Origin of the sequence: Dolichospermum sp. UHCC 0259 (genome assembly GCF_009711935.1) — a bacterium.
GTDB lineage: Bacteria > Cyanobacteriota > Cyanobacteriia > Cyanobacteriales > Nostocaceae > Dolichospermum.
Window position 1 is genome coordinate 1 of sequence record NZ_VIKX01000251.1, and the last position, 19,665, is coordinate 19,665.

The 19,665-nt window shown below is 35.3% G+C and carries 18 protein-coding genes; 16 read left to right on the forward strand and 2 right to left on the reverse strand.

From position 1 onward, the window contains the following. The first annotated feature begins 184 nt into the window (after positions 1–184). Together FJR05_RS20890 and FJR05_RS20895 are read left to right on the forward strand one after the other, a co-directional pair. Positions 185–997 carry a serine protease gene (locus tag FJR05_RS20890; RefSeq protein WP_168645895.1) on the forward strand — a complete coding sequence of 271 codons (813 nt, stop codon included), beginning with the start codon at positions 185–187 and terminating at the stop codon, positions 995–997. A 110-nt stretch (positions 998–1,107) separates the two neighbouring features. After that, on the forward strand, positions 1,108–1,878 hold the full coding sequence (locus FJR05_RS20895; RefSeq protein WP_168645896.1) for a hypothetical protein: 771 nt from the start codon (positions 1,108–1,110) through the stop codon (positions 1,876–1,878). Positions 1,879–1,956: 78 nt separating this feature from the next. Here the strand turns inward: FJR05_RS20895 and FJR05_RS20900 are convergent, their stop codons facing one another. Further along, complete coding sequence (locus FJR05_RS20900) at positions 1,957–3,111, reverse strand: tetratricopeptide repeat protein (RefSeq protein ID WP_168645897.1); 1,155 nt, start codon at positions 3,109–3,111, stop codon at positions 1,957–1,959. 304 nt (positions 3,112–3,415) lie between these two features. Here FJR05_RS20900 and FJR05_RS20905 point away from each other — a divergent pair, with 304 nt between their 5' ends. The 8 genes from FJR05_RS20905 to FJR05_RS27445 all read left to right on the forward strand — a co-directional run bounded on the left by FJR05_RS20905 (position 3,416) and on the right by FJR05_RS27445 (position 9,307). After that, on the forward strand, positions 3,416–3,994 hold the full coding sequence (locus tag FJR05_RS20905; RefSeq protein ID WP_168645898.1) for a Uma2 family endonuclease: 579 nt from the start codon (positions 3,416–3,418) through the stop codon (positions 3,992–3,994). A 221-nt stretch (positions 3,995–4,215) separates the two neighbouring features. Then, positions 4,216–4,905 (forward strand): ATP-dependent Clp protease proteolytic subunit, encoded by a 690-nt coding sequence (locus FJR05_RS20910; RefSeq protein ID WP_168645899.1) that lies wholly within the window; start codon positions 4,216–4,218, stop codon positions 4,903–4,905. A 39-nt stretch (positions 4,906–4,944) separates the two neighbouring features. Beyond that, positions 4,945–5,598 (forward strand): ATP-dependent Clp protease proteolytic subunit, encoded by a 654-nt coding sequence (locus tag FJR05_RS20915; RefSeq protein ID WP_168645900.1) that lies wholly within the window; start codon positions 4,945–4,947, stop codon positions 5,596–5,598. An 86-nt stretch (positions 5,599–5,684) separates the two neighbouring features. Next, complete coding sequence (locus FJR05_RS20920) at positions 5,685–6,278, forward strand: ATP-dependent Clp protease proteolytic subunit (protein ID WP_096667077.1); 594 nt, start codon at positions 5,685–5,687, stop codon at positions 6,276–6,278. Between the two features lie 104 nt (positions 6,279–6,382). After that, positions 6,383–6,994: a J domain-containing protein gene (locus tag FJR05_RS20925; RefSeq protein ID WP_168645901.1), complete on the forward strand. Its 612-nt coding sequence runs from the start codon at positions 6,383–6,385 to the stop codon at positions 6,992–6,994. 162 nt (positions 6,995–7,156) lie between these two features. Next, positions 7,157–7,855: a P pilus assembly protein, chaperone PapD gene (locus FJR05_RS20930; protein WP_168645902.1), complete on the forward strand. Its 699-nt coding sequence runs from the start codon at positions 7,157–7,159 to the stop codon at positions 7,853–7,855. A gap of 239 nt (positions 7,856–8,094) precedes the next feature. Continuing rightward, the gene (locus FJR05_RS27440) at positions 8,095–8,823 is read left to right on the forward strand and encodes a hypothetical protein (RefSeq protein ID WP_254447006.1); all 729 of its coding nucleotides are present in this window, start codon (positions 8,095–8,097) and stop codon (positions 8,821–8,823) included. A gap of 4 nt (positions 8,824–8,827) precedes the next feature. Further along, complete coding sequence (locus FJR05_RS27445; protein ID WP_254447007.1) at positions 8,828–9,307, forward strand: carboxypeptidase-like regulatory domain-containing protein; 480 nt, start codon at positions 8,828–8,830, stop codon at positions 9,305–9,307. 4 nt (positions 9,308–9,311) lie between these two features. Here the strand turns inward: FJR05_RS27445 and FJR05_RS20940 are convergent, their stop codons facing one another. Continuing rightward, positions 9,312–10,643: a Rieske 2Fe-2S domain-containing protein gene (locus FJR05_RS20940; RefSeq protein WP_168645903.1), complete on the reverse strand. Its 1,332-nt coding sequence runs from the start codon at positions 10,641–10,643 to the stop codon at positions 9,312–9,314. A 95-nt stretch (positions 10,644–10,738) separates the two neighbouring features. On the opposite strand from FJR05_RS20940, the gene FJR05_RS20945 reads away from it, so the two are divergent. From FJR05_RS20945 to FJR05_RS20970, 6 genes are all read left to right on the forward strand, one after another. Further along, the gene (locus tag FJR05_RS20945; protein ID WP_168645904.1) at positions 10,739–12,004 is read left to right on the forward strand and encodes an AAA family ATPase; all 1,266 of its coding nucleotides are present in this window, start codon (positions 10,739–10,741) and stop codon (positions 12,002–12,004) included. A 95-nt stretch (positions 12,005–12,099) separates the two neighbouring features. Beyond that, positions 12,100–15,240, forward strand: a complete 3,141-nt coding sequence (locus tag FJR05_RS20950) for an ABC transporter substrate-binding protein (protein WP_168645905.1) — start codon at positions 12,100–12,102, stop codon at positions 15,238–15,240. Between the two features lie 42 nt (positions 15,241–15,282). Next, the gene (locus tag FJR05_RS20955) at positions 15,283–17,967 is read left to right on the forward strand and encodes an ABC transporter substrate-binding protein (protein WP_168645906.1); all 2,685 of its coding nucleotides are present in this window, start codon (positions 15,283–15,285) and stop codon (positions 17,965–17,967) included. 25 nt (positions 17,968–17,992) lie between these two features. Continuing rightward, positions 17,993–18,250, forward strand: coding sequence for a MoaD/ThiS family protein (locus FJR05_RS20960; protein ID WP_015083134.1), 258 nt, complete (start codon positions 17,993–17,995; stop codon positions 18,248–18,250). Positions 18,251–18,287: 37 nt separating this feature from the next. Then, positions 18,288–18,695: a hypothetical protein gene (locus FJR05_RS20965; RefSeq protein ID WP_168645907.1), complete on the forward strand. Its 408-nt coding sequence runs from the start codon at positions 18,288–18,290 to the stop codon at positions 18,693–18,695. 290 nt (positions 18,696–18,985) lie between these two features. Beyond that, the gene (locus FJR05_RS20970; RefSeq protein WP_168645908.1) at positions 18,986–19,291 is read left to right on the forward strand and encodes a hypothetical protein; all 306 of its coding nucleotides are present in this window, start codon (positions 18,986–18,988) and stop codon (positions 19,289–19,291) included. The last annotated feature ends 374 nt before the right edge of the window (positions 19,292–19,665 follow it).

The following is a 19,665-nucleotide window of genomic DNA, read 5'->3' on the forward strand; positions in this document are numbered from 1 at the left end:
CCTACTTCTACCTACCCTATAAACTCTCGAAAGTGGGGGGAGAGTGAAAAACTACTATCAGAGGTAGATCCAACATATGAACACAATCAGCCAATTTGGAATTTTTATACTTGTGCTAACCTGTATGCAAACTGGAGTAGTGCTTGCAGAAACTGATTGTCCTGTAAGGGATACAGCTAGAGGTGTGGTAGTTAAAATAGAAGAAGAGATAGAAGATTTTAGTAAATCACGACAGATTATTGGTTCTGGGGTTATTCTGAAATCAATAAATCAAAAATACTATATTCTGACAAATCAACACGTAGTAGAAAATATTAAAGATAAGGCAGAATACAAAGCCATAATTGATTCTGTCAACTTAAAATCTTCTTCTACAAATGATCAACTAAATTCAATTGAACAACTCGAAAATTTACAACAAATTCCACTAACTATAACTAAAGTTGGATCTGATAAACCTGATCCAAATAATCGTGATAAAGATTTTGCATTGTTAGAGTTTAAAAGTAATAAACTATATAATAGTGCTATTCTTCCATCAGCTAACACAGAAGTTCAAGAAGGAAATACTGTTTATGCGACAGGATTTCCTGACACTACCAAGAAATTTAGATGTGTACCTTTAACAATAATTCCTACAACTATCAAGTTTAAAGTTTTAACCTATGAACCAAAAGATTCAATTAATGTTGATACAGGTATGAGTGGTGGTGCAATTACAAATTATCCTCTCAATCAACTTTTAGGAATCCACAAGGGGGCTTTAAGTGGTGATGCAAATAATCAAAGTAAAGAAGGTATTGGTATTCCATTAAGTGTAATTGAAACTGAGAAAGAATTTCTGCCATATTTTCAAGAAATTAGAAAAGCTATGGAAGGTGGTGCTGAAATTACTTCACCTAATCCTATTAATCCAGGAGTAAGTAATATACAGAATCCAGGAAATAAACCTTTCCAGGGCTTATTTAATAAACCTATTGATGGTGGTTATTGGTAGAAGATAACCCTTAACTAATATCTCAATGTTTACTAAATAATCAGTTTCAATGATATACTGGTTATTGTTTTTTAAATAATCGAAACCTCATTTTAGCCAAGGATAAAACCATGTCAAATGTAACTTTTTTACACAAAAAACTTTTCTTTTCCATAATAACATCCATATTTTGCTTGGGTGTCTTAGATTATCAACCTGCCTCTGGACAAAATGAGGGTTCTAATAGGAATAACTCTCCTAGAGGTACTGAGAATAATCAAGGTTCTAGTAATAAAAAGCCACCCGCAACTAATACCGATGCAAAGCCACCCGCAACTAATACCGATGCAAAGCCACCTGTAACCAACACCGATACAAAGCCACCTGTAACAGATGATAAGAAAGATCCTTTTTGTCCCTCTGGAAAATATGAAACACCTTCAGATACTAACAATCCATTATTAACAATTAACATACCATTGACTAAGCCTGGACAATGGTTAAATTCAGCTTATCAACCTCAAAAGCTTGTTCAACCTATAGGTTTAATATTTCAGAAACAAGGAAAATTAACGATTGTCTATAAGAACTCTGCTTCCTCACCTGTTTATAGAGATGTTAATTATGAACTTTGCCAAGATAATATCGAAAAAATTAAAAAAGACGGAATAAAAGATATAAACAATTTTGGCAAAATGGGTATTAACATCAAACTGGATGAAAGTAGAAGTGTTAATACTATTTTTGAAATTAAAACTGATGCCAGAGCTAAAACTTTGTCACTACAAATGGAATTGCTCAAATTAAAATCAGGAGAAACAAGACCCGAAAATTTTACTCAAGACAGAAGTGTATTTTTTAAGCCTCTTCCTTATAACTTGGATTTTGTAACTTTACAATAAAAGAAAAATAATAAGGTGCGTCAGATTTGATAACTGTATTATCATTAAATTGCCTTATTTCTGACGCACCCTACATAATCAGCTTTGTGGTAATGGTTTTAGTGATTCCTTAATCTTATCCACAGTCTCCATTACTTCTTTATATCTCTTCTCATTTTTCTTTTCTTGATATAAGTCAGCAGATTTTTGATAATCTGTTACAGCTTTTTCTAATTGATTTTGCTGTTGATAGGCAATTCCTCGATGATAGAAATAATCTGGATTATTCGATTGTAATTCTATAGCTTTATCAAAATCTGTTAATGCTTCTTTAGATTTTTGTAATGCTAAATAAGCAATACCTCGATTATAATAACTATCTGCTTTTTTAGCATCAAGTTTTATAGCTTGAGTAAAATCTTGTAATGCCTTTTCTGGTTCTGGTTTTTTCAAAGCTAAATAAGTGCTACCCCGGTTATTATAACCATCCACCAGTTTAGGGTTTAAAGTTATGACCTTATTAAAATCTTTTAAGGCATTAGTAAAGTCTTCTTGTGTAAAATACATAGAACCACGATTTAAAAATGTTCTTGTATTTTTAGGATCTAATTCAATTACTTTTTCATAATCTTTCAGAGCGTGTTCTGTTTGATTTTTCATTCTGCGGATATCTCCTCGATAGTTATATCCTTCTACGAGTTCATTGGCATACCAAAGAGCTTGATTAATGTCAGCATTTGCTTTTTCATAGTCTCCCTGTTCATAGTAAGCAATACCTCGATTAAGATAGGCTAAAGGGTTACAAGGTGCTAATTTCATGGATTCTGTATAGTCTGCGATCGCTCCCTGATAATCTTTTTTTCTCTGTTTGGCAATTCCTATATTAGTCAAAATTCCTGGATCATAAGGACTTGATGAATTTACTATGGAATTGGCTTGATTAAAAGCAGCGATCGCTCCATCGTAATCTTTATTTTGTAGCTGTTTTAAGCCTTTTTGAAACAGCTTTTTATACTTCTGTTCATTTCTATTTACCGAAAATCTTCTTCTTTTTGATGAGTCAGAAGTTGCGTTTTGTTTTAACTCCTCAGTTTCTCCTGTGCGTTGATTAATTTTTACAGTGCGACAAGCAGGTTTTGGACTTTCAGACAATGGTTTTGCATCATTAGTAGTTTGAGCTTGGCTAACTGAACAAGCTGCCATTAAAACTAGTGCAAACGTTGAGATGCTAATAATACGTGGAATTAATTTCATATTGGTTAAGAAGATAACTAAATTTCACATTCCGATTTTATCAGATATGCTTTAAAAAGGTTTATATTAGGGGATATGTGAGAAATATTGAATATCATAAATCGCTATTGCATAAATACAATTCGCTTAATCAGAATAACATAAATTTAACCCACGCAGGTGGGTTTTATCTGAGTAGACGCGGTTTCTAACTGCCCTGTTCTGAAAATATCGTTAAGATGGGAGGTAGAACCTCCTAGAAAGCATTCCCAGTCTGAGACTGGGAACGAGGAATAAATAAAGATTAGTCACGAGGGTATGAATCATGACTGCTGTAACTTTACAAATACCACAATCACTCAAATTCACAGATGATAAATTTGTGGAAATAGTCGCTGCTAATAAAGATTTACGTTTAGAATTATCGGCTCAAGGAGAATTAAGTATCATGTCACCAACAGGAGGAGAAACCGGAAATAGAAATTTTGAAATGTGTCTGGATTTAGGATATTGGAATCGCCAAAATGGTTTAGGAAAAGCTTTTGATTCTTCTACAGGTTTTAAATTACCTAATGGTGCTACCCGTTCTCCTGATGTGTCTTGGATCAAGATAGAAAGATGGAATGCACTCACACCAGAACAAAGAAAAAGGTTTCTACCTTTATGTCCTGATTTTGTGATTGAATTAGTTTCAGAAAGCGATGATTTAGCAGATACTCAAGCCAAAATGCGAGAATATATCGCCAATGGTTTGCGGTTAGGTTGGTTAATTAATCCTAAAAATAAGCAAGTAGAAATTTATCGTCCAAATCAGGAAATAGAAGTTTTACAATCTTCTACAAGTTTATCTGGAGAAGATGTATTACCAGGATTTATTTTAGATTTACAACCGATTTTTTCATGAGAGATATAGCGATTATTGGTGGGATGCCATACAATTGAGGGCGCAGACCCTGCGCCCCTACTGCTTGAATTGTGCTGTGCTTGGCATAATTGGTACTCAAGACCCAAATATTTTAAAATTTAGCTTTTTTCCCTATCTGGGAGAAATCCGCACCCTAAATTGGGTGAGCATCGCGCTAGGATGTAATACATTAACGGCATAATCTCAGATCATCAGTTGCTATGGAAAATTCCCCCATCAAGTCAGTTCAAGCTTCTTACTACGGCGACAGTTCCTACCGGACACCGCCACCAGATTTAGCTTCTCTACTTTTAAAAGAACGAATTGTCTATCTGGGAATGCCTTTAGTTTCAGCAGATGAATACAAACGGCAAATGGGCGTTGATGTAACCAAGCTAATTATTGCCCAGTTGCTTTATCTGAAATTTGACAATCCAGACAAGCCAATCTTCTTTTACATCAATTCAACGGGGACATCTTGGTACACAGGGGATGCGATCGGCTACGAAACGGAAGCTTTTGCTATCTGTGATACTATTAACTATATCAAAACACCCGTACATACAATTTGCATTGGTCAGGCATTGGGAACAGCGGCGCTGATTCTATCCGCTGGAACTAAAGGCCATCGAGCTAGTTTACCTCATGCCACTATTGTCCTGAATCAACCTCGCAGTGGGACTAGAGGTCAAGCAACAGATATTCAAATTTACGCTAAGGAAGTCTTAGCCAACAAAACGGCTATCTTGGATATTTTCTCTCAAAATACTGGACAGTCTCCTGAAAAGATTGCCAAGGACACTGAGCGGATGTTTTATTTAACTCCCCAACAAGCCAAGGAATACGGATTGATCGATCGCGTTCTCGAAAGCATGAAGGATCTACCGAAACCTTTACCAATGATTGCTTAAGTTGGTTCTCATCATCTCTAATTTCTTCTAATTATCCCTATGGCTGTTGATTCATCACTAAAAGTTCCTTATAACATTCCTGGTGGTAACCAGTGGCAATGGGTCAGTATTGATCAACGGATGGCTCAGGAGCGGATTCTTTTCTTGAATCGTCCACTGACTACGACTCTGGCTAATTCCCTGATGTCTGCCATGCTATATCTGGAGTCGGACGATCAGAGTAAACCAATCTACCTTTATATCAATTCTTTGGGTGATCCTGTGCTGGCTGGTATGGATGAAACTTTGGGAATGATGTCAATTAGGTCTTGTTTGTCAGTTTATGACACAATCCAGTACATCAAGTCAGAAATTGTTACTATCTGTTTGGGTCAAGCAGTGGGTATGGCAGCATTGATTCTATCATCTGGGACGAAGGGAAAGAGATTCAGTTTACCTCATGCCAATATTGCCCTGACTCAGTTTAGTGTGGCTACTCAGGGTCAAGCAACAGATATTCAAGTGAATGCGGAAGAGGTGTTGCAGAAAAAAAACATACTTTTTGATATTTTTTCCCAAAATACGGGACAAACAGCCGAAAAAATCTCGAAAGATAGTGAACGTATTTTCTATATGACTCCCCAGGAAGCGCAGGAATACGGACTAATTGATCGGGTGCTAGAAAGTACCAAGAATTTGTCAAGCTCTATTTGAGTTTGATTTTTATTTTGGATTCTGGCTTTTTAACTTTGACGGAAATTCTCTAGTTCTATTTTCATAGTCTTCACTAAAATTGTCCTATGCCTATTGGTATTCCCAAAGTTCCTTATCGTCTCCCTGGTAGCACCTATGAACAATGGATTGATCTCGAAGATCGTCTATTTCGGGAGCGCATTATTTTTTTGACGGAGGAAGTAGATGATGGTATCGCTAATGCGATTGTCGCTTATTTGCTCTATTTAGATTCCGATGATCAAACTAAGCCAATTTATTTGTATATCAATTCTCCCGGTGGTTCGGTGACTGCGGGATTGGCGATTTACGACACTATGCAACACATTAAGTCTGAGGTGGTGACAATTTGTGTCGGTTTGGCTGCTTCTATGGGATCTTTTCTGTTGGCTGCGGGGACAAAGGGGAAGCGGATGGCTTTACCTCATTCTCGAATTATGATTCATCAACCTTCTGGTGGAACTCGTGGTCAGGCCAGCGATATCGCTATTGAGGCTAAGGAGATTTTGCGGCTTCGTCACCAGTTAAATCAAATTTATGTTGATAATACTGGTCAATCTTTAGAGAAAATTGAGAAAGACATGAATCGTGACTTTTTTATGTCTGCTCAAGAAGCTAAGGAATACGGTTTAATTGATCGTGTGATTGAAGAACGGATTTAAATAGGGGAAAATGATTCAAAATTCAAGATGTAAGGTTCAAAAGTCTGAGTTTCTCGTTTTGAATTTTTAGTTTTGAATTTTGAATTTAAGTCAAATGAAGCAACATGGATCTTGAAGATTATTACCGGATATTAGGTTTAAGGTCGGGAGTTTCTTTTGCTGATGTTAAAGCGTCCTATCGCCGATTGGTTCAGCAATATCATCCTGATATCAACCCAGATGATCTCAGAGCGAAAGATAAGTTTATTGCGGTGACTGAGGCTTATAAGTTTCTACAAACGGTCTTACCACCGGAGGAAATTAAGCCAAGGACTAATGATAATGAGGTAAAAACTCATGTTTCTAGTGCTACAGAAGTGCAAACTCAACCAGCAGCGCCGAAAACAATGGTTACACCGCATCCACCAAATTTGGAGGAGATTGAACAGCGGTTAAAGTGGAAGACTTATGAGCAGTTACAGCGATTTTTACAGGAAAAACGGTTTCCCCAGGCGATCGCTCTAGCAGAGGCTTTACTGGCGCGTTTACCGGAGGATGCGGAGGTACGTCAATGGTTAGCGATCGCTTATCAAATCTGGGGACGAGCCTTAATTACCGAAAAACAACTCCCAAAAGCCAGAATTTATTTGAAAAAAGCCTTAAAAACTGACCCGTACAATAAAGCTTTGTGGAATGAGGTCCAGCAAGATTTTCAAAGTTTGGGATTGAAACTCTAGCAGAAATTAAATAATTACGTAATTTTACATAAACTCTTGACCGAGTATTTATTTAAGTGTTATTACTATAGCTATCATGTAAGTTTACATGATAATTTCAACTCGTGTTGTGTTATAGCACAACGTTGAGCTAAAAGGGGACAAGCGAAAGAAATAATTACAGTGACAAATAGCAGTAATGTTCTGACTCGTGTGCGTGTTTACGCCGCACCTTTTACTTATAATCGTGATAATGGATTTGAAATTTTATCAACTACTCCCAGTGATTTAACAAAATATCTGCAATTTTCACCCCGTGAGTTAACTATCAAACCGGGAGAAAGTCGCAAAGTCAGATTAATTAGTCGGTTAGCTCCTAATTTACCAGATGGGGAATACCGCGCTGTAATTTTTAATGAAAGTCTCACAGAAGTTAAGAAAACTAATGGAAATAATGCAGCTTTAGTAGCGCGAATTGGTGTAACTTTCTATGTCAGAAAAGGTGATCTTTCCCCCAAACTAGCTGTATCTGGTGCAAGTTTTAATGAAACGCAAAAACAAATTCAACTACTTGTTAATAATAGTGGACAAGCTACCGCACGTCCTGGAATAAATTGGACATTGAAGCATGGAGAAAATGTGGTGAAGACTGGGAAATTAGATCCTGGTTCTGTAGTTCCCCAAAGCGACAGATATTTTTTATTAAAGTATCCCACTAAAGACGAACCTGTTTTAAATCCTGGTGAATATCAGTTAAGTGGTGATTTGACATGGGGAGATGATAAAAATATTAGTAAATTGCCATTTAATGTAAATATTACTATACCTACTATCACACCTAGCTCCGATAATAGACCAACTCCACCAGTAAATAGAAGATAAGTAATAATTCAGGAGTCAGAGGAAATATCTTTCTAATAGGTTGTTTTAAAAATGCTTGTCTGTGATTTTAGAGACTCAATTGATCCCCCCTAACCCCCCTTAGAAAGGGGGGAACTAGATTCAAAGTCCCCCTTTTCAAGGGGGATTTAGGGGGATCTAGAATACTTTGCTACTCATAAAAAGACTTTGAAAACATCCACCAAGGAATTAACAAATTTGAGTTGAGAGAATCAGAAAATATGCAACAGCATCTATGGCATAAAATAAGTATTTGTCTGTTTGCTACCATTCCCATTATCTACCAAATTCTGACAATACCAGCGCAAGCAGATAACCCAGTTACTCCTAATTCAGAAACAACTCAATCACCTGTTAAAATAGGTGATAAGATAACAGATTTTGTAGTTTTTCCGGTAGGGTTAAATATTGGTAAACGCATGGTTAATTCTAGTTTTTTGGTAAAAGGAAAAGAAGATGGTTTAGAAGCAGTTAATTTTACCAATTGGCTATTACCTTATGATGCTGTCATTCAAGCTTTAAAATTAAATATTACGACTTTAGCAGATGGACAATTGGAAATTAAATCACCTGGGTTAGTTACACGCATAGATCCAAAAAAATTTGGTAATGATGCAGAATTAGGATTAGTGTTGAGAGTTGAAGATTTAGAAACTCTATTGGGAATAAAAGCTAGGTTTGATATTAATGAATATGCAATTATTTTAGAAGTTCCTTGGGACAATAAATCTAGCGCAAACTTGGCAGAAATAGATAACTTCATTTTTCTAGACTTAGAAGGACTACCAGAAGTCGAAAATAAAAATATTAATATATCAGCAATAGAACAAAAAGTAAATATTAGTGGTAGTGATAGACAATCAACTAATTATAAAGGTGAATTAACCACAGTTGGTAGTGCTTTGGGTGGTTCTTGGTTTGTGCGGACAAATCAACGAGATTTAACATGAATCATTGATAATAATTAATAAGCGTCCTATTAAATCTTTTCAACCAGACATTAGAAGCGATGGGCTTCGCCCTACCATAGGTGATCGCATTTTATTACGTCTTGCACCAGGAAAATACCGTTTAGACATTGATCCTGCGGGATTTCCACCTGACTGGCAAGCTAAAATTCAAGCATTAGCAGTAGATGTAATTCCTGGTAGTTATACCCCTGTGACGATTCCCATGATTCTCTCTTACACAGTATCAGGAGTTGTTACCGATACTCAAGGTAATGCTATTCCTGGTGCGAAAGTAGAAGCCATAGAAACAACACAGGGAACTCGACGTTTTTCTGTTACTAATGGTGCTGGAGTTTATTATTTAGAGAATTTACCTCAAGGAAATTACAAACTAGAAATTAATGGTCAATTAGCTAGTAACTTGAAACTAGAGGCATCATCTGAACCATTCCAAGAAATGAATTTACAACAGTCTGGCAATTAATAACTTATTTCTCTGCGTGGATGTAATCTACAAAGTAGAATTTAGGAATGAGAGAAAATTTCAGCCAACTGTAAGCACCTAAACCTAAAAGTGCAGTAATTACTAATGGTAAACCTAGCTGTAACCGCCAATAATCAGGTAATACAGCTACTCCAGATATAATAATTACAAAATATGCTAAAAGTCCTATTTGTAACCTTTCTAGATTTTTAACTGCGGTTCGACAACTACTACAATGCTGGGTATGTTGTTTATATCTATCCAACATTTCAGCATGATTATCATTAATAGGTGCAGGTTCACTCACATTAATCCCTACTTCATCCCAAGGCAATTTACCCTGACAATATTTATCAAACCAATTGCGAAATTCAATTACCAATTTATCAGCATTTGTCGGTAATTTATAAGCAGTTTTCCAACTTTCATGTAATTGTTTTTTCTGTAATAAATACTCTTGCTGATTTAGTAGCATCATATCCCCATCTAATACAAGATTTCTTTCATGAATATGATTCCACCAACGAGGGATTAAGCGATGTAAAGTTTTAGCAAAATTGCGGGAAAATTGAGCAACGATTCTCGATTTACCAGGAGATACAGGAATAGCATAAACCAGTAAACCTAATTTTTTTCCGGTATTACCAAGCTCAATTGTATATTCTAATCTACAAGGTGGTTCAAATGTAATAGTTGTGGGTAAACCTCTTTCGATATTTACTTCAATTAAATTAATGGTTGATTTGACTATATTAAGAGGTATAGGTCTAGCTTTTTCTCTATTACCTTGAACCCCGTGATGAGAAAAAGGAACATGACTAGGATCTGCTACATTTTCTATTAATGTTTGCCAATCGTATGCCAAATCACGAATATAATTAGACCAAACAAATCCTTTTTCTGCATCTATTTGGGGTGATAAAGGTAAAGGTGTATTTTCAGCTATTGCTGCTGTTTTTTGATCTGGCCACACCCAAAGTAGTTCCTGTTGTTGACGAACTGGAAAGGAAACAACACAAAAGTTTTCTTGATTTTTAGCAATAATTTCTGGGTTTTCTGCTTGGGGAACACGCTGACAAATGCCATTTTCATTAAATTCCCAACCATGATAACTACACATTAAGTTACCTGTTTTAGTTTCTATTCTACCTTCGCTTAATGGTGCGAGACGGTGGGGACATTGATCCAAAAATACCCGATATGTTTCTGAGTTACTAGGTTTCCAAATCACCAAGCGCATTCCCAATAGCGTGAGGGGTGTTGGTCGCTGGGGATTAATATCTTCAATTGGTATGAGAGGATACCAGTGTTGAAAAAAGTTAAATTCAGATTGCATCTTGCTTCTAAGAGATAAAACAAATACACTACTAATAGTATACTGACCTGATAAGTAAAATTTTACTTTTCCCCGTCTCCAAAAATAAATTCACTATGTCTCCCAATCCTTTTTTTACCGGAAAACCAGTTCCCCCAGAAAGTTTTATCGGACGGACATCAGAAATTAACTATGCTTTTGACCAAATCCATAACCGCAGCCATTTCGCCATTTGGGGAGGGCCAGGAATGGGTAAATCTTCGTTTTTGCATAAATTAGCTTCTGAGGAAACATGGCAAGAATATGGATTAGATCCATCTCAAGGTATCGCTGTAATTCTAGATTGTCAAAGTCTCACTCCCTTCACTCCTGGTGGTTTTTGGCGAGAAGCTTTAAATCTGCTGCATAATAAATTAGACAGTGAACCAAAACTACAAGCTGAAATCAAGGCATTCCTTGAAAAACCAGCGACAAATGATAGTCTGCGTCAAGCATTACGGAGATTGGGTAAAAAAGGTAAGTTTTTAGTATTGTTGGTAGATGATTTTGATGCAGCATTGGTAACAAATGAGCAGTACACGGAAACAGAAATGGAAACATTTTTAGCTCAGTGTCGTAGTTTGGCGGTTCATGCTGAAGAAAGTCAATACCTCTCAATGATTGTGGCTTCACTCCAACGCCTCAGTGAATTGGGTCCCAAACTTAACCCCAATGCTTCTCCTTGGTACAATCATTATTTATTTCAATCTCTGAAATTATTTACAACTAGTGAATTAGTTCAACTATTAAATATTATTAGACCACCTACATTACGCGGTGAAATCATGAATATCACCGGTGGACATCCAATGTTAGTCCAAACTGCTGGGTTTTTCCTATATAGAGAGCTACAGCCTGGGATTAATGCCGATATTAAATCATTTGCTGAAAATTTTGAAAGAGATACTCAGCAGATTTTCAAAACAATTTGGCATAGATGCAATCCCAAAGAGCAAGCTTTGTTAATGCTGATAGCTTTATTAGATATGGAAGGTCATATAAAGGAGATAAAATTTAAATTAAGTGGGATTGGCCGCATTTTTACACAACATGAACGATCTTTAATAAAGTTAGAAGAACAGGGTGTAATTACTTCCAGTTCTACAGAACCCGAAAAGTTTTACTCTTTCACTTCATCACTTATGAAGAAATGGGTAATTCAGGAGATTTTGCAGACTCCAGAACAATCAATCAGAGACAGAGAAAAGGAATTTATGAATCTGATTAGTCATGGACAAGTAAATCAAGTTAAAGAAGTAGTTGCTTGGTTAGGAAAAAATCCAGAGCAAGTAAAATCTTTCCTAGATTGGATTGTAAAGGTAGTACCAGTATTTCCTGGATAAACATTTGAATAGAGAAGTTTATTTTAACTTCTCTACTAAATTTATAGCTAATGATTGATTTGAAACTAAGTTTATAGATTGTGAGAAAATCAAAAATGCCTTTCCCTCCAAATCCTTACACAGTAGGTACTCCAATTAGCGATCCAGAAAGATTTTTTGGACGCGAGGATTTGTTTGGTAATATTAATGACAGTCTTCAAGGAAATGTACAACTAATCTTATTATATGGTCAACGACGCATTGGCAAATCATCTATACTCAAACAAATTACTAAAAAATTGAGTACAGATGAATTTGTTTTTGTTAATTTTGATTTTCAACACACAGAAACATTAGCTACTTCAGAAATTTTACGTTTAATTGCGATTGAAATTATAGAAAAACTAGAAACTAACCAGGAATTATTACATCATTTAGCAGAGAATATACAAACCAATACTGAAATTTTTTCTCGTGAATTTCTATCGGCAGTTCATCAACAATTAGGTAATAAAAAATTGGTTTTGCTGTGGGATGAATTTGATGTTTTGAGTGAAAGAGATAGTGAATTAGATCAAGATAGTAAAGATTTTTGTGACTATATTATCAAGCTATTGGAAAAAAATAATAATTTATTTATTATCCCTGTAGTGGGAAGACACATCTCAAAATTGCCAAAATTGATTTCTTTATTACGGAAAGCACCAAATATAGAAATTAGTTTATTAGATAAAAATCATACTAGAGAGTTAATTATTAAACCTGCTGAGAATGGTTTAATATATGAACAAGAAGCAATAGAAGCAATTGTGAACTTATCCGCAGGACATCCTTTTGTTACTCAAGTGATATGTTTTACTATTTATAATTTAGCACGCGATCGCTATGAAAAAAATCCAACAGATGCGGTTTTATTGAATATAAAGGGTGATGATGTTGAAAGTATCGTAGACGAAGCAATTGGATTAGCTGAAGGCGGTTTAGATTGGTTTTGGGGAGGATTAACTCCTGAGCAGCAAGTTATTTTTGCAGCAGTAGCAGAGGCTCAAAATATAGCTATTCAAGAAAATAAAGCTCTCCAAAATCCACTAATGCTATTAAGAAACTATGGAATAATGTCAACAGAACATTTGTTTAAAGCATACGCAGAATTAGATGAATATGGTTTTTTAGATGACACACAATGCAGAGTTAAAATAGAATTAGTCCGCCGTTGGTTGGTAAAAAAGCATAAGCTAAAAGATGAAATTAGTACCTTAGAAAAATCTGACGAAGAAGATGTAAAGAAACTTTTGTCAGCAGCCGATGGAGTAAGAGAAAGAAATAAGACACTAGCATTGCATATTTATGAAGAAGCTTTACAAACTAATCCTAACAACTTCACAACTGTCATGTCTTTGGCTGAAGAATATTTGAAGAGTGGACAACTCAATCAAGCCTACGAATTTTGTAAACGAGCCTACCAATTCTATTCTATCAATGATAATCAAAAATCTGTTTTGCTGCCTTTATTAAATCTAGCCAAAAAATACTCGGACGAAGAAAATATTGAGCAAGCTTTGGAAATTTACACACTAGCCTACAAAATTGATGAAGAAAGTAGCAAAGATGCTTTTATAGAGACATCAGAAGAATATGGACATCAATTAATACTTAAGAGAAAATGGGGTGCGGCTGAAGAACAGTTTGAGTTTGTTTTACAAATTGATCCTCAAAGAAGAATATCTCGACAAAGACTAGAAGAAATTCAAAGTTATAAGTCTAAAACTAATCTTAACGTTGGAGATACAAATTATGTACCTTTAAATAAGCCTTCTGCAACGATGCCAAAGTGGCTCAATCTTAATTCAATACTCAGAGCAGCTTTAGGATTAGCTGGAATTGTAGTTATTGGTGCAGGGATTTCTCAAGTTTTTAGAACTTGTCCCACAGGAGAAAGAAAGGAATTAGGTGTTTTTTGTGTGGTAGATAATAGTAAAATTAGTCGAGGCGATCGCACTTTTTTCCCTGAGATTAATAATATCCCTCGTGACAAAGGTATTCAAGCTTTTAAAAAAGGTGATTATCCACAAGCTACTAATCTATTTCAACAAGCTGTCAAAGCCAATCAAAATGACCCAGAGGTGCTAATTTATTATAATAATTCCCTGGCACGTCAACAAGGTTCTCCCTTTACCTTCGCAGTAGTTGTACCATTAGACAACAACACAACTACTGATAGTGCTAAAGAAATATTACGTGGAGTAGCTCAAGCACAAAATCAATTTAATCAAAATAAAGGGTTAAATGGCAGATTAGTAGAAATTGTGATTGCTAATGATAGCAATAAAGAAAAAGCTAAAGAAGTAGCTCAAGAACTTATCAAAGATCCTTCAATATTGGGAGTGATTGGACATAAATCTAGTGATGCTACCCAGGCGGCATTACCAGAATATGCAAAAGCCAAACTAGCAGTTATTTCCCCCACCAGCACTAGCATTTTACTAAACAATCCAGTTTTCTTTAGAGCAGTTTATTCTGATGAAAGTGCGGGTAAAAAACTTGCTGAATATGCTTATAAAAGTCTGAAATTAAAAAAAGCAGTAGTTTTTGGAAATCCGAATAGTTCATATAGTAATAGTATCAGAGAGATATTTACAAATCAATTTGAAAAACTAGGCGGTGAGGTGGTTCATAAACCCCTAATTGATTTAACTGCTGCTACATTTGATCCAGAGAAAGAAGTTGCTAAAAGCGTCTATGGTGATAAGGCGGAAGCAGCATTGTTGTTGCCAGACACACAAAGTGTTGAGATTGCTTTCAAGATTGCTAAGGAAATTACCAAAAGAAACGAAACACTCAAAACCGAAAATCCTCCAAGACCAGAATTAAAAATGTTAGGTGGAGATACTCTTTATCAGGGTGAAACCTTAATCAGCGATAAGAAAAATGTAGAGGGTTTAATCATTGCAGTACCCTGGTTTAGAGAAACACCACAAGCCCAACCTTTTGCCAAAAAAGCAGATAGTCAGTGGGGAGGAGGTATTAGTTGGCGAACTGCAACTAGCTTTGATGCAACCTGGGTGATGATTAAGGCTTTATCTAATAATCCATCTCGTAGTACAGTATTAGGAAGACTGGAAAATGTCAGTCTTCCCGCCAATGAAACATCAGGCTATCCCCTCAAATTTACACCACAAAGGGAGCGTCAAGGGGAGTTTATTCTGGTTAAAATTACAGGAGGTGAATTTGAGCCAGTGGATACAGTAAAACCATGATTTTCTAGATAAAATTAACACTTTTAGAGGTTTTATGAAAGTATGATTACTTCTTTTAAGTCTCAAAGAAACCCTTATGTGATTGGTCGTCCCATTGACCAACAGTTGTTTTTTGGGAGAGAAAAGCTATTTTCGGCTATTCAAGATGATATTCAACATAATCGCCACATCATCTTGTTACATGGTCAACGACGCATTGGTAAATCATCTGTCATTAGGAATATTTCTCATGAATTAAATGATTTAAATGAGTTTGTTTTTGTGACATTTAATTTAGAACATTACAGCCAAAAATCTCTGAGTGAAATTTTGGTGGATTTGGCTCAAGAAATCCTTAATGATCTTTCGTTGGAGGATCAAAATATTAAACTACCGGAAATTACAGAGTTAGAATTAGATACGGGAATTTTTTCCCATCAATTCTTACAGCAAGTATATCAATTATTAGAAAATAAGCATTTAGTATTGGTACTCGATGAATTTGATGCCTTGATGAATAGTCATGATTCAGAATTGTTAGAGCGGGTTCATCAATATTTCTTTTCCCTGATTAATTTTAATAAAAAATTATTTTTAATTTTACTAATAGAACAAAAATCAGTCAATAACCACAGGATAAGTAAGATATTTAAGGATGTGCCTGTTCGAGAAATTGGGTTATTAAATGAAGACAGTACGAAAAAATTAATTATTAACCCAGCAAAAAGTATCCTTGAATATGAAGAAGATGCGATAAAAGCTATTCTTTATCTATCCGCAGGACATCCTTATTTTACCCAAGCGATATGTTTTACTATTTTTGGGAGAGCGAGAGAAGAGGATAAATGGACAGTTAGTAGTGATGATGTAAAACTCATTATTAATAAAGCGATTGAATTAGCTGAGGCTGGTTTAACATGGTTTTGGGACGGGTTTTCTATTTTAGAAAAAGTTGTGTTTGCAGCGATAGCAGAAGCGCAAGAAAATTCAAATGATTATGTTGAATTAATAAAAAAATATAGACCTGACACAGAACATAAATTAATTACAGAAACGAACCAACTTTTGAGAAGTAATGGATTTTTAGATGAAATAAAGGAGAAGGTTAAAATAGAATTTGTCCGGCTGTGGATCATACAACGTCACCCACTAAAAGAAGAGATTAATGAATTAGATAAAATTGAGCAAAAAAAAAATCCTAGTAGTATAATTCTGCATTCAAGCACTCAATTAAACACTATTGATAGTGGCGTTGTCAATCATAGTGGTATTAATATTAATTTACATCAATTAAGTGAAGTTAATGCTCCAGATATTCGAGCAAAATCCAATTTGATTATTTTAACTGCAATAGCATCTGCTGTTTTTATTATTTCTAGTATTATAGTAGCTAGTCTTGCTCGCGGATCTAAATGTGAACTAGGTGAAAGAAAGCAATTAGGTGTTTTTTGTGTGACAGACAATAGTATAATTAATGGTAGAATTAGTCGAGGCGATCGCACTTTATTCCCTGAAATTAATAATATCCCCCGTGACAAAGGCATTCAAGCCTTCCAACAAGGTAATTATCAAGAAGCAACTGCATTATTTCAACAAGCTGTAAAAGCTAATCCCTATGATCCAGAAGTGCTAATTTATTATAATAATTCCCTGGCTCGTCAACAAGGTTTTCCTTTGACATTAGCAGTAGTTGTACCATTAGATAAAAGCACGATTACTACTCAAGAAGTATTACGCGGAGTAGCTCAAGCACAAAAACAATTTAATCAACAGAAGGGATTAAATGGCAAATTACTAGAAATTGTGATTGCTAATGATAGCAACACAGAAAAAGCCAAAGAAGTAGCTCAAGAACTCATCAAAGATTCTTCAATACTGGGAGTTATTGGACATATTTCTAGTGATGCTACTAAAATTGCATTACGAGAATATGAGAAAGCAAAATTAGCAGTTATTTCTCCTACTAGCACTAGCATTTTACTAAACAATCCAGTTTTCTTTAGAGCAGTTTCTTCTGATGAAGGTGCGGGAAAAACACTTGCAGAATATACTTATAAAAATCTGCAATTAAAAAAAGCAGTAATTTTTGCCAACCCAACTAACTCATATAGTAATAGTATCAGAGAGATATTTACAAATCAGTTTGAGAAACTAGGGGGTGAGATAGTTCGTAAACCTTTAATTGATTTAACTTCTCCTACATTTGATGCGGAAAAAGAAGTTGCTAAAAGTGTCTATGGTGATCAAGCAGAAGCAGTAATGTTATTTTCTAATACACAAAAGCTTGATATTACTCTCAATATTGCCAAAGAAATTACTAAAAGAAACGAAACACTCAGAACTCAAAATCCACCAAGAAGAGAATTAAAAATGTTAGCCGGAGATAATCTTTATAAGGGTGATATTTTAACCAATGGCGGGAAAAATGTAGAGGGTTTAATAATTGCAGTCCCCTGGTTTAGAGAAACATCACAAGCTCAATCTTTTGCCAGGAAATCAGAACAACAGTGGGGAGGAGGTATTAGTTGGCGAACTGCAACTAGCTTTGATGCAACTCAGGCTTTGATTAAAGCTTTATCTAATAATCCATCTCGTAGTACAGTATTGAAAGGATTGGCAAATGTCAGTCTTTCTGCCAGTGAAACATCGGGTTATCCTCTCAAGTTTACATCAGAAAGAGAGCGGGAAGGTCAATCTATTCTTGTGCGAATTAAGGGGGGTAAATTTACAATCATTCCCAATGATTAAATTATCAGGTTGTATAAAAAATTATATGTCCCAATCTATCGCTGTCACGGTTAAGTTATTTGCTGTTTATCAAGAAGCCTTTGATGTATCAGAATTAGTATTAGATTTTCCTGATGGTACACCAGTTCAAGCTGTGTGCGATCGCCTAATTGCCGAACACCCAAAATTAAGCAAATGGCGAGAAATAACCCGCTTTGGCGTGAATTTACAATTTGTTGAACCAGATACCATTCTCCAAAATGGTGATGAGGTGGTTTTAATTCCCCCAGTGAATGGTGGTTAATGAGGATATATGCAAATACATTAAAAAGAAATTAAATATGATTAAGTTAATTTTTACAACAATTTTCATAATTTTCCTCACAGCTTGTACTAGTATTGCCTTATTACCAACACCAGAATTAGTGCAAAAAGCGATCGCACTCCAACTAGAACAAACCCAACAGCAACTTAACCAACAGCTAGATTTAAACTTCCAAAAGTTTAATATTCAGCGCATATCTATCACTCAACAACAACCCCTCACAATTGAAAACTTACCAGCTTATCGAGTACAGGGAGATTACGACTTTACTGTAAAATTACCAAAACGCAGTTTCAAACAACTTAAAAAACCCTTTGAAGTTTACCTACAAATTCAAAAAGAAGGAAAAAGTTGGCGGTTATTAATACCAGAAAAAACCCATCAAAATTCTCAATCAAAATGGCAAAGTTACTTAATTCTTTAATGAAACGAGTTCCAGTTATGATAGTTATCTTATCAAAAAGATAAAATAATTTTATAACTTGATATAGCGTCTCTGTACCAAAATAAATGTCCATTAGCTGATATAATCAAGGTTCTAACCTCAGAAAAAAATCTATCAATCTCAGATTCAATCTGTGATCTATGGTGGTTTCAGGTTAAACTCTAAATATATAGGAAAAAAATACTTCTTTCCTTAATTATTGTAAAATTCACTTAACAAACAAAGATTCAGTTTGAATAAGTGTCATCTAATACAAAGGACAAATAAAAATGACAGAAAATAATCAGGATAATGTTGGTAATACTGAAGAAAGTTCTCAGGGAACAATCATAGTTGCTGGAATGCGTCCCATTACCACCGGGACATTACAAGTAGTTGATACCTTTAACTCTATGGGAATTCGTCCCATCGGTGCAAACACATTCCAAGTAGTTGATAGTATTAACTTGTCTGGTATTCGTCCCATCGCTTCTAGCACCTTGGTAGTTTCTGACAACTATTCTGTCTTCGGAAATCGGCCAATAGCACCCAACACCTTTGATGACTCCGAACTTTTAATGGGTTTTCTAGACTAATTACATTCTCAATATTGTCATTATATCAAATTCAACCTGGTTTTATCAATAAACTAGGTTGTTTTATTAGAAGAAGTCAGGAGGTAGGGGCGCAGGGCCTGCGCCCAGTCAAGATTCAGGAGATAAGTTTCAAAGTTTATTCCTTGCACATTATTCACATTTTATCCTTCTCAATTCATTGATTTATCAAGGTTTTAGGTTTATTAAACAAGCCCTAATTATGGCAAAATCTCCAATTTTATCAACATCTTTAAACTTTCAAGAAAATTATCCATGTCCAGTATGTCGCGTGGTAGTGTGTTAATTTTGACAGGAAAACCAGGGATTTCCTTCATGCAGAAAGTATGATAGAAAAAAGGATACCTGAAAGCTCA

Bases quoted from the DNA above. Each gene is read 5' to 3' on its own strand.
- FJR05_RS20895 (WP_168645896.1), top strand. From the start codon at position 1,108: ATGTCAAATGTAACTTTTTTACACAAAAAACTTTTCTTTTCCATAATA.
- FJR05_RS20900 (WP_168645897.1), bottom strand. From the start codon at position 3,111: ATGAAATTAATTCCACGTATTATTAGCATCTCAACGTTTGCACTAGTT.
- FJR05_RS20905 (WP_168645898.1), top strand. From the start codon at position 3,416: ATGACTGCTGTAACTTTACAAATACCACAATCACTCAAATTCACAGAT.
- FJR05_RS20910 (WP_168645899.1), top strand. From the start codon at position 4,216: ATGGAAAATTCCCCCATCAAGTCAGTTCAAGCTTCTTACTACGGCGAC.
- FJR05_RS20915 (WP_168645900.1), top strand. From the start codon at position 4,945: ATGGCTGTTGATTCATCACTAAAAGTTCCTTATAACATTCCTGGTGGT.
- FJR05_RS20920 (WP_096667077.1), top strand. From the start codon at position 5,685: ATGCCTATTGGTATTCCCAAAGTTCCTTATCGTCTCCCTGGTAGCACC.
- FJR05_RS20925 (WP_168645901.1), top strand. From the start codon at position 6,383: ATGGATCTTGAAGATTATTACCGGATATTAGGTTTAAGGTCGGGAGTT.
- FJR05_RS27440 (WP_254447006.1), top strand. From the start codon at position 8,095: ATGCAACAGCATCTATGGCATAAAATAAGTATTTGTCTGTTTGCTACC.
- FJR05_RS20940 (WP_168645903.1), bottom strand. From the start codon at position 10,643: ATGCAATCTGAATTTAACTTTTTTCAACACTGGTATCCTCTCATACCA.
- FJR05_RS20945 (WP_168645904.1), top strand. From the start codon at position 10,739: ATGTCTCCCAATCCTTTTTTTACCGGAAAACCAGTTCCCCCAGAAAGT.
- FJR05_RS20950 (WP_168645905.1), top strand. From the start codon at position 12,100: ATGCCTTTCCCTCCAAATCCTTACACAGTAGGTACTCCAATTAGCGAT.
- FJR05_RS20955 (WP_168645906.1), top strand. From the start codon at position 15,283: ATGATTACTTCTTTTAAGTCTCAAAGAAACCCTTATGTGATTGGTCGT.
- FJR05_RS20960 (WP_015083134.1), top strand. From the start codon at position 17,993: ATGTCCCAATCTATCGCTGTCACGGTTAAGTTATTTGCTGTTTATCAA.
- FJR05_RS20965 (WP_168645907.1), top strand. From the start codon at position 18,288: ATGATTAAGTTAATTTTTACAACAATTTTCATAATTTTCCTCACAGCT.
- FJR05_RS20970 (WP_168645908.1), top strand. From the start codon at position 18,986: ATGACAGAAAATAATCAGGATAATGTTGGTAATACTGAAGAAAGTTCT.